Origin of the sequence: Shimia sp. (genome assembly GCF_022448905.1) — a bacterium.
Classification (GTDB): Bacteria; Pseudomonadota; Alphaproteobacteria; order Rhodobacterales; family Rhodobacteraceae; genus Shimia.
On record NZ_JAKVCW010000004.1, the window covers coordinates 108537 to 125696 of the forward strand.

17 protein-coding genes and 1 tRNA gene are annotated in these 17160 nt (G+C 57.6%); 11 read left to right on the forward strand and 7 right to left on the reverse strand.

Annotation, left to right across the window (positions count from 1 at the left end; genetic code table 11):
• Window positions 1-39 precede the first annotated feature (39 nt).
• Together MK208_RS05655 and MK208_RS05660 are read right to left on the reverse strand one after the other, a co-directional pair.
• Window positions 40-116: transfer RNA gene (locus tag MK208_RS05655), tRNA-Ile, on the reverse strand.
• 35 nt (window positions 117-151) lie between these two features.
• Window positions 152-1084 (reverse strand): LysR family transcriptional regulator, encoded by a 933-nt coding sequence (locus tag MK208_RS05660; RefSeq protein WP_294114777.1) that lies wholly within the window; start codon window positions 1082-1084, stop codon window positions 152-154.
• A gap of 132 nt (window positions 1085-1216) precedes the next feature.
• Between MK208_RS05660 and MK208_RS05665 the strand changes: the two genes are divergently transcribed.
• The 4 genes from MK208_RS05665 (at window position 1217) to rnd (ending at window position 5167) form a co-directional block, all read left to right on the forward strand.
• Entirely contained in the window at window positions 1217-2176 is a 960-nt protein-coding gene (locus tag MK208_RS05665) for an MBL fold metallo-hydrolase (RefSeq protein ID WP_294114780.1), read from the forward strand.
• 108 nt (window positions 2177-2284) lie between these two features.
• Window positions 2285-3334, forward strand: a complete 1050-nt coding sequence (gene purM, locus MK208_RS05670; RefSeq protein ID WP_294114782.1) for a phosphoribosylformylglycinamidine cyclo-ligase — start codon at window positions 2285-2287, stop codon at window positions 3332-3334.
• Window positions 3331-3924 (forward strand): phosphoribosylglycinamide formyltransferase, encoded by a 594-nt coding sequence (gene purN / locus MK208_RS05675; protein ID WP_294114785.1) that lies wholly within the window; start codon window positions 3331-3333, stop codon window positions 3922-3924. Before purM ends, purN begins: the two co-directional genes overlap by 4 nt.
• Before the next feature lie 85 nt (window positions 3925-4009).
• Complete coding sequence (rnd, locus tag MK208_RS05680; protein WP_294114788.1) at window positions 4010-5167, forward strand: ribonuclease D; 1158 nt, start codon at window positions 4010-4012, stop codon at window positions 5165-5167.
• A gap of 23 nt (window positions 5168-5190) precedes the next feature.
• Here rnd and MK208_RS05685 read toward each other — a convergent pair whose 3' ends face one another.
• Together MK208_RS05685 and MK208_RS05690 are read right to left on the reverse strand one after the other, a co-directional pair.
• A complete protein-coding gene (locus tag MK208_RS05685; protein ID WP_294114792.1) occupies window positions 5191-5664 on the reverse strand; it encodes a phage holin family protein in 474 nt (157 codons plus the stop codon).
• A 10-nt stretch (window positions 5665-5674) separates the two neighbouring features.
• Window positions 5675-5926, reverse strand: coding sequence for a hypothetical protein (locus MK208_RS05690; protein ID WP_294114794.1), 252 nt, complete (start codon window positions 5924-5926; stop codon window positions 5675-5677).
• A gap of 614 nt (window positions 5927-6540) precedes the next feature.
• On the opposite strand from MK208_RS05690, the gene MK208_RS05695 reads away from it, so the two are divergent.
• Window positions 6541-6870 carry a TfoX/Sxy family DNA transformation protein gene (locus tag MK208_RS05695; RefSeq protein ID WP_294114796.1) on the forward strand — a complete coding sequence of 110 codons (330 nt, stop codon included), beginning with the start codon at window positions 6541-6543 and terminating at the stop codon, window positions 6868-6870.
• Between the two features lie 139 nt (window positions 6871-7009).
• Here MK208_RS05695 and ndk read toward each other — a convergent pair whose 3' ends face one another.
• Window positions 7010-7432, reverse strand: a complete 423-nt coding sequence (ndk, locus tag MK208_RS05700) for a nucleoside-diphosphate kinase (protein WP_294114797.1) — start codon at window positions 7430-7432, stop codon at window positions 7010-7012.
• A gap of 133 nt (window positions 7433-7565) precedes the next feature.
• Between ndk and MK208_RS05705 the strand changes: the two genes are divergently transcribed.
• Genes MK208_RS05705 through MK208_RS05715 form a run of 3 tightly spaced genes read left to right on the forward strand, consistent with a single transcriptional unit; the run spans window position 7566 to window position 10668 of the window.
• Complete coding sequence (locus MK208_RS05705) at window positions 7566-9416, forward strand: ABC-F family ATP-binding cassette domain-containing protein (protein WP_294114799.1); 1851 nt, start codon at window positions 7566-7568, stop codon at window positions 9414-9416.
• 42 nt (window positions 9417-9458) lie between these two features.
• Window positions 9459-10082, forward strand: coding sequence for a MarC family protein (locus MK208_RS05710; protein ID WP_294114801.1), 624 nt, complete (start codon window positions 9459-9461; stop codon window positions 10080-10082).
• Window positions 10083-10086: 4 nt separating this feature from the next.
• On the forward strand, window positions 10087-10668 hold the full coding sequence (locus tag MK208_RS05715) for a TIGR02281 family clan AA aspartic protease (protein ID WP_294114803.1): 582 nt from the start codon (window positions 10087-10089) through the stop codon (window positions 10666-10668).
• A 9-nt stretch (window positions 10669-10677) separates the two neighbouring features.
• Here MK208_RS05715 and MK208_RS05720 read toward each other — a convergent pair whose 3' ends face one another.
• Together MK208_RS05720 and MK208_RS05725 are read right to left on the reverse strand one after the other, a co-directional pair.
• Window positions 10678-11145: a DNA polymerase III subunit chi gene (locus MK208_RS05720; RefSeq protein ID WP_294114805.1), complete on the reverse strand. Its 468-nt coding sequence runs from the start codon at window positions 11143-11145 to the stop codon at window positions 10678-10680.
• A 3-nt stretch (window positions 11146-11148) separates the two neighbouring features.
• Window positions 11149-12615, reverse strand: coding sequence for a leucyl aminopeptidase (locus MK208_RS05725; protein WP_294114808.1), 1467 nt, complete (start codon window positions 12613-12615; stop codon window positions 11149-11151).
• A 143-nt stretch (window positions 12616-12758) separates the two neighbouring features.
• On the opposite strand from MK208_RS05725, the gene lptF reads away from it, so the two are divergent.
• From lptF to lptD, 3 genes are read left to right on the forward strand one after another with little or no spacing between them, the layout of a single operon-like run.
• Window positions 12759-13877 carry an LPS export ABC transporter permease LptF gene (gene lptF / locus MK208_RS05730; protein WP_294114809.1) on the forward strand — a complete coding sequence of 373 codons (1119 nt, stop codon included), beginning with the start codon at window positions 12759-12761 and terminating at the stop codon, window positions 13875-13877.
• Complete coding sequence (lptG, locus tag MK208_RS05735; RefSeq protein ID WP_294114811.1) at window positions 13874-14971, forward strand: LPS export ABC transporter permease LptG; 1098 nt, start codon at window positions 13874-13876, stop codon at window positions 14969-14971. The genes lptF and lptG overlap by 4 nt, the downstream gene beginning before the upstream one ends.
• Entirely contained in the window at window positions 14968-17145 is a 2178-nt protein-coding gene (gene lptD / locus MK208_RS05740) for an LPS assembly protein LptD (RefSeq protein WP_294114813.1), read from the forward strand. Before lptG ends, lptD begins: the two co-directional genes overlap by 4 nt.
• Window positions 17146-17160 lie beyond the last annotated feature (15 nt).

Here is a 17160-nt window from a genome sequence, read left to right on the forward strand (position 1 = left end):
CAATCCAAGCTTCTGAAACTGAATGATTTTGGCGGATTTTGGTAGGCCCGGCAGGACTTGAACCCGCAACCAAAGCGTTATGAGCGCTCTGCTCTAACCAATTGAGCTACAGGCCCGCCAAGTGCTTGGTTATGAAATGCCGCCGGTGTCGTCAAGCGGTCAGTTTGTCTGCCACCAGTTTGATATCCGTTTGGCGGCGCAGCGCAGCCAATTTGTCGACAAACGCATTGATCACCAAATCTATTTTTGAGCCCGGTATGGTCTTGGTTGGCGAAATCGCAAAAACGTCTTTACTCGGTGCTTGATACTCGGGAAGCACCACTTCGTAGACCCCTTCGTCCAGTTCCTTTTGTATCAGCATGCGCGCCGCGCGGGTGTAGCCCATTCCTGTGGCCACGGCCTTTAGTATGATTTCAGGATCATCCGCAGTAAATCCCACGCGAATGGGTGCCTGATAGGATTGTCCCTCATGCCTAACATCAAAAAAGCCAGCTGTCTTGTCCTCGTGGTGCTGGATAAACTTCAAACGCTTCATATCGTCCGGCGTTTCCGGGCGACCGTGTTTGTCTAAGTAACTTGGTGTGGCAAAAAACACTGTCTCTAAAGACGCGATCTTGCGTCCAAATCCAGAGGTGTCGCCCAAGCGCCCGGCACGAATGGCAAGGTCATAGCCTTCGCGCACCACGTCCACCAAGCGATCTTCCATACGCAGAACGATGTCTAAATCCGGATGCGCTTTGCCGAGTTCAATCAGCACTGGCCCAAACACCACACGCCCCAGAAAATTACCTGTGTTGATCCGTATGGTGCCGGCCACATCGCCGTCTAATGCCTCCAATTCGGCCAACATCAACTCGTAGCGTTCTAAAAGCTTTTGTGCATGCTCCTGCACCAACACTCCCGCGCGCGTGGCAGACACCCCTTGAGGAGAGCGATGCAAGAGCTGTTGCCCAATGTGGGTTTCCAACTGGCGAATTTGCTGACTGGCGGCAGATTGCGAAATGCCGCGCTGCTGCCCCGCACCAGAGAGGCTGCCCTCCGCAAGCGCACTCACAAAGGTCTCCATTAGTCCCATCCGGTCCATGCTATAAGCGCTCCTTATGTCCTGTATCACCATCACATCGGTACTGCGGCCTAATTATCAAGCCTAGATATCCGAAACCAGCACAGTCTGGCTCAAAAATTTGCTTCAGGGATATTGGAGACCCTTATGTCTATGACCCGTAGAAACTTCCTGTTCACCGCGGCCGCAGCCCCTGCCGTTGCTGCTGTCCCCGCGCCAGTCGCGGCCTCGAAAACCATTGAAAAACCGTTCCAGGGCACGTATCGCTTCACCGTGGGGGATGCAACAGTGACCGCATTGCTCGACGGATATCTGGACGCAGCTCCGGCAATGATTCCCGGTTTTGATGAGGCTAATGTCAGCGCTGCGCTGGAAAAATCTCAGCAGAAACTCTACCCGGGCGGCGTGCGCATTCCGGTCAATGCGTTTATGGTGGAAGTTGGCGGGCGTCGCGTTTTGATCGATGCGGGAACCAGCTCTTTTCTTGGCGAAACTCTGGGTGATCTTAACAAGGCCCTGAACGCAATCAACGTCAGTGCCGACTCCATTGATATGGTCGCGCTGACCCACATTCACCCGGATCATTCCGGCGGGTTGATTGACGCCAAGGGTCAGGCTGTTTTCGCCAATGCGCAGATCGCAGTTGGGCAAACTGAATATGGCTTCTGGCATGACGATGCGATTATGGCGAGCGTGCCGGAAAGCTCGCGCGGGTTCTTCCAAATTGCCCGTAACACGGTCGCACCCTATGCGGACCGGATGATCCTCCACAACGGCGAACTGGACATCTTGCCAGGCCTGACCAGCTTGCCTTTGCCTGGCCATACACCCGGTCACGCAGGGTATCTGCTGCAGTCCAGCAACGAGCAGCTCCTGTTCTGGGGCGATCTGGTTCATATGACCGCGCTGCAGTTTGACAACCCGAACCTCACCATCGCCTTTGACACCGACGCTGCTCAAACGGTGGACACCCGTCTTGGCATGTTTGATCGGGCCGTAGCTGATAACCTGTTGGTTACGGGCTCACACCTCGATTTCCCGGGCCTCGGTAAGGTGCGCAAATCCGCAGACGGCTATGCGTATCAGCCTGCCCCATGGCAATACGGCGCGTGATGCTGCACTTGCAACGCCTGTTGACGCAGGCGGTGCATTCCCCTGTTCCAATCGCCGAGCCAATGCAGTAAGGACCACGCCAAGCATCGGATTGTAAGGACATACCCCATGAGCGACGGCAAAAACGGCATCACCTACGCGGATGCAGGTGTGGACATTGACGCAGGCAACGCATTGGTGGAGCGCATCAAACCCGCCGCCAAACGTACCACACGCTCCGGCGTGATGGCAGGTCTGGGTGGCTTTGGCGCCTTGTTTGATCTCAAGGACGCGGGCTACACCGATCCAATCCTCGTCGGCGCCACTGACGGCGTGGGCACCAAGCTGCGCATTGCCATCGACACCGGCAACGTGGACGGCGTCGGCATCGACCTCGTGGCCATGTGTGTGAATGATCTAGTCTGCCAAGGTGCTGAACCCCTCTTCTTCCTCGACTATTTTGCCACCGGAAAACTGGAAACCGAAACCGCCGCTCGGATCATCGAAGGCATCGCCGAAGGCTGTTACCAATCCGGCTGTGCCCTGATCGGCGGCGAAACCGCCGAAATGCCCGGCATGTATGAGGCAGGCGATTTTGACCTCGCAGGTTTCTCTGTGGGCGCCATGGAGCGCGGCGCAGACCTTCCAGCAGGTGTGAAAGAAGGCGACGTCCTTCTGGGGCTGGCCTCCAACGGTGTACACTCCAACGGCTACAGCCTCGTACGCAAGCTGGTCGAAGTTTCTGGTCTGAAGTGGAACGACACCTGCCCGTGGGACGACAGTCAAACTCTCGGCGCGGCGCTTCTGGCCCCGACTCGTCTGTATGTGAAGCAATGTCTCGCGGCGGTCCGCGCGGGTGGCGTGCACGCATTGGCCCACATCACCGGTGGTGGCCTGACCGAAAACCTCCCCCGTGTGCTGCCGGAAGGCCTGTCCGGCAACATCGATCTCGACGCCTGGGAACTGCCTCCCGTGTTCCAATGGCTCGCCAAGACCGGCGGAATGGAAGAGGCCGAAATTCTCAAAACCTTCAACTGTGGCGTTGGCATGATCCTGTCGGTTGAAGCCGACCAAGCAGAGGCCCTCACCGCGCTGCTGAAAGAGCAAGGCGAGACCGTCTACACGCTCGGCACTGTGCAAGCCGGTGGAGGCGTTTCCTACACAGGGTCCCTCCTGTGAAGAAACGCGTCGCGATTTTCATTTCGGGCGGCGGCTCCAACATGGTCCGCCTGCTCGAAGACATGGCATTGCCCGGCCACGCCGCCGAACCCGTTTTGGTGCTGGCCAACAGCGCCGACGCGGGTGGCTTGGCCAAAGCTGAAGCCATGGGCGTGAAAACCGTGTCAGTCGATCACCGCCCCTTCAAAGGCGACCGTCCAGCGTTTGAGGCCGCGCTTCAGGCGGAACTCGACAAAGTCCAACCGGACATCCTGTGCCTCGCTGGCTTTATGCGTGTTCTAACAGAAGGCTTTGTGGCGCCGTGGGAAGGCCGGATGCTCAACATCCACCCGTCGCTACTGCCGAAATACAAAGGTCTGCACACCCATGCTCGGGCATTGGAAGCTGGCGACAAAGAGCATGGCTGCACGGTGCACCTCGTCACTCCTGCACTGGATGACGGTCCAATCCTTGGCCAAGCCCGCGTGCCGGTTGAGGCTGGCGACACGCCTGACGACCTGGCCGCGCGCGTTTTGGTACAGGAACACAAACTCTACCCAGCGGTTCTGCGCCAATTTGCGGCAGGAAATACCACACCGATCACTCTTTAAGAGTGGATCAATTGCTTTCCTCTACGTTTGTGCGTAGTGCTGTTATCCACAGCTTTACAGAACACACTAAGAAGACACGCTGCATATGAAAACCCTCACGACGACCGAAGAGCTCGCGCAATTCTGTGAAATGGCGCGCAAAGAGCCTTATGTGACCATCGACACGGAATTCCTGCGCGAGCGTACCTACTATTCCAAACTCTGCTTGGTGCAGATGGCGATGCCCGGCGATGGCACGGATAACGCTGTGCTGGTCGATCCGCTGGTAGACGGCATGTCGCTGGAGCCGATGTATGAGCTCTTCCGCGACACCAATGTTGTGAAAGTGTTCCACGCGGCCCGTCAGGATTTGGAGATCTTCTTTGTCGAAGCGGGTGTGTTCCCAGATCCTCTATTTGACACACAAGTTGCCGCCATGGTCTGCGGCTTTGGCGAGCAAGCAGGTTACGAGACTTTGGTGCGCAAAATTGCCAAGCAGAGCCTGGACAAAAGTTCCCGCTTCACCGACTGGTCCCGCCGTCCGCTGACCGATGCGCAGAAAACCTACGCCATTGGCGACGTGACCCACCTGCGCAAAATTTACGAGTTTCTTTCCGCCAAACTGGCTGAAACCGGCCGCGCGCATTGGGTAGAGGAAGAGCTACAGCTTCTGACCCGCCCGGAGACCTACATCATCGATCCGGAGAATGCCTGGAAGCGCGTGAAAACCCGCACCACATCGCCAAAATTCCTCGCCATCGTGCGCGAGTTGGCGAAATTCCGCGAAGCCCACGCCCAAAGCCGCAACATCCCGCGCAACCGGGTGTTCAAGGATGATGCTCTGGTTGAACTGGCCTCAACCAAACCAGCCAACATGAATGATTTGGGGCGCTCTCGCTTGCTGTTGCGCGAGGCGCGCAAAGGTGAGATTGCCGATGGTATTCTTGCAGCCATCAAAGCTGGCAAAGAGTGTCCGCAGGATCAGATGCCGCGCCTGCCAAAGCGTGACGACAAGGTGCAGGTGAACCCGGCCCTGGCTGATCTTTTGCGTGTTCTGCTGAAAGCCAAAACCGAAAGCTCTAGCGTTGCACCCAAACTGATCGCCTCTTCCGCCGATCTGGATGCGCTCGCATCCGGCAGCCGCGACGTGCAGGCCCTGCATGGTTGGCGGCACGAGGTTTTTGGCGCAGATGCCCTACGTCTCTGTGAAGGCAAAGTGGCTCTCGCGGCCAAAGGCAACCACGTCAAAATCGTCGCCTTGTAAGCCAGTCCGCAAACGCGGTTGGCTCACTCCTTGGATTTCATGGATTTGACAACCGCCTTGGCGATTCCAGCGGCAACACCTGGCGCGATCCCGCCCAGCGGATTGGCTGCCATGGCCTTCACCGCGTCCACCGCCGATTTTGCCTCATCCGCCGCCTGACGCACCTCCGCTTCCAGGTCCTCAATCGCCATGTCACGTACTTCCGTGACCGCTGTGATGTCTTCCTCGACGCCGGACTTGGACGATGCCAAAGACACAAACAAGCCTGCGAGCACAAAGTTCACCACGCCGACAATCAAGGCTGCTGCAGCCGGTGTCATCACCTCTTCCAGCGTAAAGAATCCGGCCACGTTCAACATCACCAGCCCAATGCCCGCCACAACCAGCGCCATCACCATCAAACCGGTCTGACGTCGCAACACCGCCAGATGCCGCTGCGCGATCAATCTTTCGGACCGCAGGATGATGGAGATATTGCGCGAAATTCGATTGCTCATTGTCCTGCTCCTATTTCATCCGGCCAATCAGGTAGCCCGCGGCAAAAGCCCCCAGCGCAAACATCAAAGGCTGCTTGTGCGGAAACTCTTCCAACTCGGATAGGATCTCTCCGATGTCCGCTTCCAAACTTGGCGACTCGTCATCCATCTCTGGCTCTGCAACCACCTCAGAGGTTTCCTTGACTTGAGCCGCAGCATCCCGCGCCGCGAGCTCCGCCCGCAACTGCTTCAGCTCCGCTTCCAATTCCGCTTTTGTGGCCATCTTGCCGGTCCAATCTGTTGCTGAGGCATTTTAAAACTCTGCCCAATTACAGGGCTCCACGAGGTGGAAATGCCAACAAATCTCTTCAAATCACGTTGGTTTAACAAAGCCATCAACGCGATCTATGTGCAAGAGAAACAACCTTTAGCCTCCTGTATTCTTCACATAGACCGTGGGAACTTTGGGAGCGCGAAATCAGGAGTTAGGCGTAACCATTTGAGTACAAGCCAAAAATCCCCCCCCACAACTCACCTCAAGCCGCTTTCAAACCCGTACAAACCCAAATCACCTTTGCCTCAACTCTTAACCGATCCGCACAAAAACGCCCCATTTCCGGCATCACCGCTGCACCTTGATCCTTAAAATCATTCTTACATGTGCTGGCGATCTCCACGTTTGGGAAAGGGAGGTGTGCTGCATGACATCAAAGGAGGCATACCATGTCACAGTCCAAGAAAGACCAGCCACGTAAGCCGGAAAAACAGTCCAAACCGGCGCCAAGCAACACGCCAATCTTCAGCGATTGGGCAATGATCTAAACACGCCGCAATTTGCAGTTTAAATGCTGTGGGCATCGCTTGCCCCTGCCTGACCCTGCGGTCTAATGTGCCGCCATGTCAGAGCCAATTTCCAGCATTCGCAACCTGGGCCCAGCCTATGAAGAGGCCTGCGCCCGCGCCGGTATTTTTACTGCGGAAGAAGTCCGCACACTGGGCGCGGATGAAACCTACGCCCGTCTGCTCAAGACCGGCACAAAACCGCATTTCATTGGCTATTATGTTCTGGTGATGGGTCTGCAAGGCCGTCCGTGGAACGATTGCAAGGGCAAAGAAAAAGACGCCCTGCGCAAACGCTTTGACGCGCTCAAGGCCAAGTCCCATGACAAAGGTCGTTCAGACCTTGAGGCGGCGTTGAACATGATTGGCGTGATCGAAAAACGCTAAGCCTAAACCCCGCCTTCTCCTTCCCCAAATATCCCGGGGAGTGTGAGGGGCTGGCCCCTCACTCAACATCGCCACAAAAGAAAAACGCGAGAGGTTGCCCTCCCGCGTTTCCATGTCGTTCTCGGTAAAACCGGTAGGCTTAGCCCACCAGCTCCAGACCGGAGAAGAAGTATGCGATTTCAACCGCTGCGGTTTCTGGTGCGTCAGAACCGTGTACAGAGTTTTCGCCAACAGATTCTGCGAACTCGGCGCGGATGGTGCCGGCTGCCGCGTCTGCTGGGTTGGTTGCGCCCATAACTTCGCGGTTTTTCGCGATCGCGCCTTCACCTTCCAGAACCTGTGCAACGATTGGCGCAGACGCCATGAATTCGCACAGTTCGTCGTAGAATGGACGCTCAGCGTGTACCGCATAGAAAACGCCCGCTTGCTCTTTGGTCAGGTGGATGCGCTTCTGTGCAACGATGCGCAGGCCAGCTTCTTCGAACTTGGCGTTGATTGCGCCGGTCAGGTTGCGGCGGGTGGCATCAGGTTTGATGATCGAGAAGGTGCGTTCCAGAGCCATGTCTGTATCTCCATTAAAGTGAGGGCCAGACACCACGTCTGGCCAGCATTCGAATTGGCGCTCCGATACCACGGGTTTGCGGACTTGAAAAGCGATGATTGACGCCGTCGCAATACTGCGCCAAACCCGCCCCATGCTTAAGATTTCAGACATCTCCTATTCCGTCGAAGGCCGCCCCTTGTTTGAGGGCGCTTCCGCAACCATTCCCACAGGCCACAAAGTGGGTTTGATTGGCCGCAATGGCGCAGGCAAAACCACACTTTTTCGCCTGATCCGTGGAGAGTTGTCCTTGGAAGGCGGCGGCATCACCCTGCCCCAGCGCGCCCGCATCGGCGGCGTTGCGCAGGAGGTACCCTCCAACGACGTTTCGCTGATCGACACGGTTCTGGCGGCCGACACCGAACGGGCGGCCTTGCTGGCCGAGTCTGAAACCGCCACTGATTCCAATCGCATCGCGGAGATCCAGACCCGTCTGAGCGACATCGACGCCTGGAGTGCCGAGGCCCGCGCCGCCTCCATCCTCAAAGGCCTGGGCTTTGACCATGAGGATCAACAACTGCCCTGCTCTGCCTATTCCGGCGGCTGGCGCATGCGCGTGGCTCTGGCGGCAGTACTGTTCTCACAGCCGGATTACCTGCTGCTGGACGAACCCACCAACTACCTCGACCTCGAGGGCGCGCTGTGGCTGGAGAACTATCTGGTCAAATACCCGCACACCGTGCTGATCATCTCGCATGACCGCGAGTTGCTCAACCGCTCCGTCGGCGCGATCCTGCATTTGGATGAGCGCAAGCTGGCCTACTACACCGGCACCTACGATCAGTTTGCCAAACAACGCGCGGAGCAGCGTGCAGTGCAGGCCGCGGCGGCCAAGAAACAACAGGCGCAACGCGAGCACTTGCAAGCCTTTGTGGATCGTTTCAAGGCCAAGGCGTCCAAAGCCAAACAGGCCCAAAGCCGTGTAAAGATGTTGGAGAAAATGACACCGATCACCGCGCCTGAAGATGCGGCCCGTGTGGTGTTCACTTTTCCCAAGCCCGAAGAGCTGTCGCCACCCATCATCGCCATCGAAGGTGGCTCGACCGGCTATGGTGATACGGTGGTGCTCGATAAACTGAACCTGCGCATTGACCAAGACGACCGCATCGCCTTGTTGGGCAAAAACGGTCAGGGTAAGTCGACGCTGGCGAAGCTGCTGTCCAGCCGCTTGGAACCGATGAGCGGCAAGTTCACAACCTCCTCCAAACTGCGCATCGGCTTCTTTGCCCAGCACCAGGTGGATGAGCTCTACGTCGACGAAACCCCGATCCAGCACCTGATGCGGGAACGCCCCGCTGAAGGTCAGGCCCGTTTGCGGGCACGTCTGGCAGGGTTCGGCCTTGGCGCGGCGCATGCGGAAACCGAAGTGGGTCGCCTGTCCGGAGGTCAGAAAGCGCGCCTGTCGCTCCTGCTGGCCACCTTGGATGCGCCGCATCTTTTGATCCTCGACGAACCCACCAACCACCTCGACATCGAAAGCCGTGAAGCGCTGGTCGAGGCCCTCACCGCCTATTCCGGTGCCGTGATTTTGGTCAGCCACGACATGCACCTGCTGACTTTGGTGGCGGATCGCCTGTGGCTGGTCAAAGACGGAACGGTGAAGCCGTATGAAGAAGACCTACAGGCCTACCGAAAGCTGCTGCTCACCGCCGACAAGCCAGTCAGTTCCAAGCCAAAAGCCAAGCCAACCCCCAAACGCGCCAGCCGAGATGACATCCTCGCGCTGCGGGCGGAGGTGCGCAAATCCGAACAGCGCGTCGAGAAGCTCAATGATATGGCGGACAAGCTGGCCAAGAAGCTGGCCGATCCGACGCTCTACGAAGACGAGAAGCTCGGCGAGATGGAAGTTTGGCAAAAGAAATACGCCGAAGTCCGGGATGCCCAGGACCGCGCCGAAGATCTTTGGATGAAGGCACTGGAAAAGCTGGAAAAAGCAGAAGCCTGAGCGTAGCGTTTGTTTCACCACTGACTGGAGCTAAAAACCACCATGGACAGCGCCGCCTTCATCACGGCTTTTGTAACGCTTTTTGTGATCATCGACCCTATCGGGCTGTTCCCGATCTTTGTGTCCCTCACTCAGGGTGTACCGCAACGGGAACGCCGCAAAATCGCCATCCGCGCTTGTGTGACTGCTTTTGTCATCCTGTCGATCTTTGCCTTTTTGGGCGAAGCGGTGCTTGGCGGCATCGGCATTTCCATGCCTGCCTTCCGCATTGCTGGCGGCATTTTGTTGTTCCTGACCGCGTTGGACATGCTGTTTGAACGCCGCACCAAACGCCGCGAAGATCAGGCGGAAGAAGCCGAGGAAGACTATCCAGATCCATCGATTTTCCCGCTCGCCATTCCGCTGCTGTCCGGTCCCGGCGCCATCACATCGGTCATTCTGCTCGCGGGCCAAGACACCGGCATTCAGACCACTCTCTCGGTCCTCGCCGTGGCGGCGCTCGTCTTGGCCATTGTCTTCACACTGTTCCTGACAGCCAGCGCGTTGGAGCGCCTGTTGGGCCGCACAGGCATCACTGTCATCACCCGCTTGCTGGGCATGTTGCTGGCGGCCCTGGCGGTGCAGTTCATTCTGGACGGGCTCAAAAACTTCGGATTTGCAGGCTAACCCCATGGAAGACGTCTCCTTCGGAAACCTCGCCTACCTGCTGCTTTTGCTGGTTATGGTTTTGATCTGGACCATAGGCTCCGGTCGCATCAACCTTGGCCAAACGTTGCGTTACGGCGCCATTTGGGCGCTGATCTTTCTCGGCGCCATCGCCGCAGTTGGCATGTGGGAAGACATCCGCAGCACCGTTACCCCCACTCAGGTGGTTTTGGCCGACGAAGGCCGCATCGAAATCCCACGTAGCAATGACGGCCACTACTATGCCACACTGTCCGTGAACGGTGCGGAGGTGAATTTTGTAGTCGACACCGGTGCCACTGACGTGGTTCTGACCCAAGCGGATGCCCGCCGCGCCGGTCTGGACCCAGACAACCTGCCCTACTTTGGCCGCGCCATGACCGCCAATGGCGAAGTGCGCATCGCGCCGGTGCGGTTGGAGGAAGTGGCTTTGGGGGACTACGTCGACACAAATGTCCGGGCCAGCGTCAACGAGGGTGAGATGGGTCAGTCACTCCTGGGCATGAGCTATCTCCAACTCTTCGATCAGATCACCATCACCGGCAGCAAGCTTATTCTGACACGTTAAGGTTGACGCCTAACCGCCTCCGGATTCAGCTTTTTTCTGCCAATTACCAGTCTCTTCGGACCAGTATTGCGCCGCACAGCCCGCATCGGTCAGTGCCTTCCACTGACCCCGCGCATGTTGCACCGCCTCTGGGTCGTGCCCGTCAAACAGGATGCAAACCCGCTCCACCGCATTGACCTCTTCTGCGCTCACATCGGCGCCGTCCACGCTCATCACGCAGCCAATAGCATCCGGGATCTCCGGCGACGTGGTCAATAACACCGGCTGCAATGCATCATGCGGCCCGCCCGCCAAACCATGGGCCAGAAAACTTGTGTCCCCCAAAGCCCACAGTTTCTGATCCAGCCAATCCATCCGGCCTTCGTCGCGCCCTCGAACGACAATCTTCCACCCGGCCCCGCGCGCCTTTTCCAAAAGACGCGGCAGGGTGACCTCCATGGAATTCTGGGTCAGATGGTAGAAATAGGCCGCGCCCAAGGCTTAACCCTCAAACTTATCCGCAACCAAGCGGCTCAGTGCGCTCACGCCCCAACCGGTGGCCCCTGCTGGCGCCAGCGCAGTTTCAGCTTTCACGCTGGCCACCCCGGCGATGTCGAGGTGAATCCACGGCGTGCCGTCCTGCACAAACCGCTGCAGGAACTCGGCGGCAGTAATCGATCCCGCCGGACGGCCGCCAACGTTTTTCACATCTGCAATCCGCGACTTCAGCTGTTTGGCATAGCCTTTGCCCAGCGGCATCCGCCACGCGCCTTCGCCCTCGGCTTCTGCGGCCTTCAGGAACCCGTTGCACAGCGCGTCGTCATTGGAAAACACGCCAGCGTTTTCATGCCCCAAGCCAATGATGATCGCGCCGGTCAGCGTGGCCAAATCGATCATACCGGCTGGCTTAAACCGCTCTTGCGCGTAGTGCATCACGTCACACAGCACCAAACGCCCCTCAGCATCGGTGTTGATCACCTCAATGGTGTCACCTTTCATAGAGGTCACCACATCGCCAGGACGGGTTGCGCGGCCAGATGGCATGTTTTCCACCAGCCCAACCAGGCCCACTACATTGGCCTTTGCCTTGCGCAGTGCCAGAGCTTTCATGGCGCCTGCCACAACGCCTGCGCCGCCCATGTCCATTGTCATGTCTTCCATGCCTGCGGCCGGCTTCAGAGAAATACCGCCGGTGTCAAACACCACGCCTTTGCCCACCAGTGCCAACGGCGCCGCGTCTTTTTCGCCGCCGTTCCACTGCATCACCGCAACCTTGGATGGGCTCTCAGAGCCTTCCCCAACGGACAACAGCGCGCCCATGCCCAACTCTTTGAGCTTGTCTTCTTCCAGAACCTCAACCTCAAGACCAATGTCTTTCAGCGCAACCAGACGATTGGCAAACTCTGTTGTGGTCAGAACATTTGCCGGCTCGTTCACAAGGTCACGGGTAAAGAAAGTGCCTTCCGCAACGGCCAACAAAGGTGCAGCGGCCGCTTCCACCTCGTCCGGCTTGCTCACCATCATGGTCACAGCACGCGCGTCCTCTTTGGCGTCTGCAGTTTTGTGATCATCAAAGCCATAATCGCGCATGGCGATGCCAAAAGCGATTTCTGCCGCTTTCGGGTTCGTGCCTGCGAGAACAGTCAGCGCGGCATTGCCACGGACCTTCCCAAGACCCGCACCAGCTTTGCGGGCGTCCTCGACGGAACAACGACGCGGCAGGATCACAACGTCCACAGCCTCAGCCGCTACGCCCGCCGGATAGGACAAGCTGAACACAGTGCCGAGGCTGGCGTCTTCGGCCTTGTCCTCCCGCAGACGCTCTACGGCGCCACGGGTCAAGCGGTTCAGGCGTCGCGCGCCCTGATCCAGATTGCCTTCTGCCGGTACAAAGACCGCAATGCGCCCTTCCACACTGCCAATTTCATCCAGTTTGGTCTCTTCAAAAGAAATCGTCACAGGGCGCATCACATACCTCCAAAATCGCGTTTTGAAACACCTAACGCGCGCCTTCTCGCTTGACCAGAGCACATCGCCAGATAGCAGTTTCGCCACCCGGATATTTCCCCTAAAGTGCCGCTCAATAATAAGGTTCGGGGGATTCTTAGCAGGTGAGCAGATTCGACAGATATATCCTGTCGCAACTCCTGACTCTGTTCGGTTTTTTTGCGCTGATCCTTGTGTCCGTCTACTGGGTCAATCGTGCGGTGTCGCTGTTTGATCAACTGATTGCCAGCGGCCAAAATGTCTCCGTCTTTCTGGAATTGTCGGTCCTGACGCTACCCAACGTGATCCGTTTGGTGCTGCCCATCGCTGTGTTTGCCGGCACGGTCTATGTGACCAACCGCTTGTCGAGCGAAAGTGAACTGACTGTCATGCAGGCGACCGGCTTCAGCCCCTGGCGCCTTGCGCGCCCTGTCGCAATTTTCGGCGTAATCACCGCCCTGATGCTGTCCGCCCTGACCCATTTTCTGGTACCGACAAGCAATGCCGAGTTGAGTAAGCGGCAAAAAGAAATCACTGAAAATGTGACCGCCCGCCTGCTGACCGATGGCACCTTCCTGCATCCCGCAGATGGCGTGACGTTCTACATCCGTGAAATCACCCCAAACGGTGTGCTCAAGGACGTGTTTCTGGCCGACCACCGGTCCGAAGGTCGTTCCACCTCATACACCGCGTCCGACGCCTATCTGGTGCAGGATGAAAGCGGCCCTAAGCTCGTTATGGTTGATGGGTTGGCGCAACTGCACCGGCACGACACTGACACGCTGATGACCACTAACTTTGCTGACTTTTCCTATGACATCAGTTCCCTGATTGATCCGGGGTCTGCACCGCGGGTTTCAGCTAAGCACTTTCCGTCTTGGGAAATCATCGGAAACAAGGAAGCCATTGCACAGGAAACGGGAGAGAGTATCGGAGGCATTACCGAGGATTTACATGATCGGTTTGCGATGCCGCTCTCCACGATAAGTTTCGCCTTGATTGGCTTTGCCATGTTGCTGGCTGGCGGGTTCAGCCGTTTTGGGGTGTGGCGACAAATTATCGCCGCCTTTGTCATTATTGTCATTCTGGAAGCCATGAAAAACGCCATTGCCGATCCGGTCCGCGCCAACCCGGAGCTTTGGCCATTGATGTATGTGCCAAGTTCTCTTGGCTTCGTAATTGCTGGTATTCTGCTTTACCTCTCCGCCAACCCTATTCGGTGGCGCCGGAGGGCTGCAACATGACCGTGCACATTTACTTCGCACGTAAGTTCCTCTGGATTTTCATTGGCATCTGCACTGTGTTCTTTGTGTTGACCGTGTTGGTCGACATGATGGAGCAAATCCGCCGCTATGATGTGGAAACCGTAGGTTTTGGCAAAGTCCTGAACCTCACCTTGCTCCGCACGCCGGAAAGCCTCTACCAACTCATGCCACTGATTGTGATCCTCGCCACGATCGCGCTGTTCATCAATCTCTCCCGAAGCTCTGAACTGGTTGTGGTCCGCGCCGCCGGGCGCTCCGGCATTGTTTCGGTGCTCTCGCCCACCACAGTCTCCTTGATCATCGGCCTTTTATCCGTGACCACGCTCAACCCCATCGTGGCCGCCACCTCTGTGCAATATGAGCTGCAAAGCGACATGCTGAAATCCGGCGGCCGCAGCGCATTGTCACTGTCGGATGAGGGCATTTGGTTGCGTCAGGGCGGCGAAGCGGGCCATGCAGTAATTCACGCCGGTAGCACCAACGCCGATGCCTCTGTCTTTCTCGACATCACCATTGTCACCTACGCGCTGGAAGGCGGACCGCAAAAACGCATTGAAGCTGATTCCGCCCGTTTGGTGGAAGGCGGCTGGGAACTGTCCAACGTGCGGTCTTGGCCGCTAGTTGTCGGCATCAATGAAGGCGCAGAACCGACACGTGAAGACGCGGTGACTTTCCCAAGCACCCTGACCGCAGATCGCATCCGCGAGCGCTTCGGCACGCCGTCCTCCATCTCGATCTGGAAACTCCCGGCGTTTATCGAGGAACTCAACGACTCCGGCTTCTCTGCGCGCCGCCATCAGGTCTGGCTGCAAATGGAACTGGCCCAACCGCTCTTCCTGATGGCCATGGTTCTGGTGGCCTCTGCCTTCACCATGCGCCACACCCGTTTTGGCAGCACCGGCATCGCCGTGCTGACCTCGGTGTTGATTGGCTTTAGCCTGCATTTCATCCGAAACTTCGCCCAGATCCTCGGAGAAAACGGTCAAATCCCAGTGATGCTCGCCGCTTGGGCGCCGCCGATTGCAAGTGTGCTGTTGGCTCTTGGCCTGCTGTTGCATATGGAGGACGGATGACGATCTCTCCGCGCTTCCTGTGCCCCGTTTTGGCCGCAACGGCCCTCATTTTGGGACAGCCTTCAGAAGCCCCTGCCCAATCCGCACAGCCATCAGGCGCCACACAGCAAGCCGCAAAAAAGGAACCACAAAACGTGGTTCTTGTGGCGGATTCGGTCAACCTGACGGCCGACGGCCTGCTGATCGCCCGCGGCAATGTCGAGGCGCTGACAGATGACGTACGCCTGATCGCCAAGGAAATCACCTACAACGACAAGACCGGTGAAATTTCTTTGGTTGGCCCGATCCGCATCACCCAGGGCGAGTCCATATCCGTGGTCGCCGATGCTGCCGAGTTGGACGCCGAACTTCGCAATGGTCTCATCCACAGCGCCCGCGTGGTCATGGCGGATCAGGTGCAACTGGCCGCCGCCCGCTTAACACGGGTTGAAGGTCGCTACAGCGTGCTTGACAAAACCACTGTAAGCTCTTGCCACGTTTGTGAGAATGGCGAACCTCCCCTGTGGCGCATCCGCGCCCGTCGCGTGGTGCACGACCAACTCGAAAAACAACTCTACTTTGACCACGCGAGCGTGCTCGTGCGGGACGTGCCCGTGTTCTACTTCCCGCATTTGCGCATGCCGGACCCAACGTTGGACCGGGCGCAAGGCTTTTTGATCCCGGAATTCAACCACTCAAGTCTGCTGAGTTACGGCGTGAAAGTGCCGTATTTCATCCCTTGGGGCACCGATCGCGACTTAGTGCTCTCGCCCTATCTGTCCTCCAAAACCCGCACTATGGAGTTCCGCTACCGTCAGGCCTTTGAACGCGGCGGCATCCAGCTCGACGGCGCCATTTCGGACGACGACATCAGAACCGACATCATCCGTGGCTATGTCTTTGCCGAGGGCCTGTTCCAATTGGGGCAGGACTACAAACTGACGTTTGATCTAAAGGCGGTGTCAGATGACACCTATCTAACAGACTATGATTATTCGGATGAAGACCGCCTCAACAGCGACATCACCATCGCCCGCGCCAGCCGGACGGAAAACACCCGCTTTGCCGCCTACCACTACCAAACGTTGCGCGAAGATGAGGACAACGACGAAATCCCGTTCCTTGTACTTAAGGCGGAAACCGAACGTCGGTATCTCAACATATGGGGCGGCGAGTTGCGCACCAGCGTTGAAGCGCACGCTCACCAGCGCCGCTCTACAAAAGATGGTGACGCGGGACGGGACGTCGGCCGGGCCAATGCAAATGTACAATGGCTTGGCGACTGGACCCTAGGCAATGGACTGCGCACAGGTGTTACAGGCGCAGTGGCATTTGACGCCTATCGTACCGAAAACGACAGTTCGGTAAGCACCTTTGACAGCGGATTTGCGCCCTCTGTCGCGGCTTATATGCGCTATCCAATGATCAAATCCGGTCAGGACGGCGCAAGCTACATTCTTGAGCCGGTGGCACAGGTGGCGTGGACCGGCGGCGACATGCTGGATGTCGCCAATGACGAGAGCACCCATGTGGAATTTGATGAAGGCAATCTCCTGTCTTTATCCCGGTTCCCGTCCTATGATCGGCGCGAGCGTGGGCTGTCATCAGCTCTAGGCATGAACTGGTCCCGCGTCAGCGCCACCGGATGGCGGGGCAACCTGACATTTGGCCAGGTTTTCCGTCAGGAGGTGCAACCGGACTTTTCCAAGAGCTCAGGCCTATCCGGCACCTCATCCGATCTTCTGATCGCCGGACAACTTAGCAACCAAAGCGGATTGCTGTTTACGGGACGTGCGTTGCTGGACAACCAGGGAGATCTGGACAAAGTCGGGGCGCGTCTGGGATGGACCAACGACCGTCTGTGGCTGGACGCCAGCTACATCTGGCTGCAAAAAGACCTCGCAGAATCCCGCGACAAGGACATCTCCGACATGAAATTTGATGGTAGTTACCGCATCAACCGCCACTGGACCGGTATGATGGATTGGCAGTTTGACGCCGTCAGTGGCGAAACGTCCGAGGCCGGTCTTGGCCTAGAATACCGCAACGAATGTCTACGCGTTGAGCTTTCGCTCTCGCGCCGGTTCTCAACATCCTCTACCGTGCAATCGAGCACCAAAGTGGGCTTCAACGTGGCCCTGCTTGGATTTTCGGTCAATTCAAACGATAAGAGCTACGACCGCAAATGCGGCTGACCTACAGGAAGACGA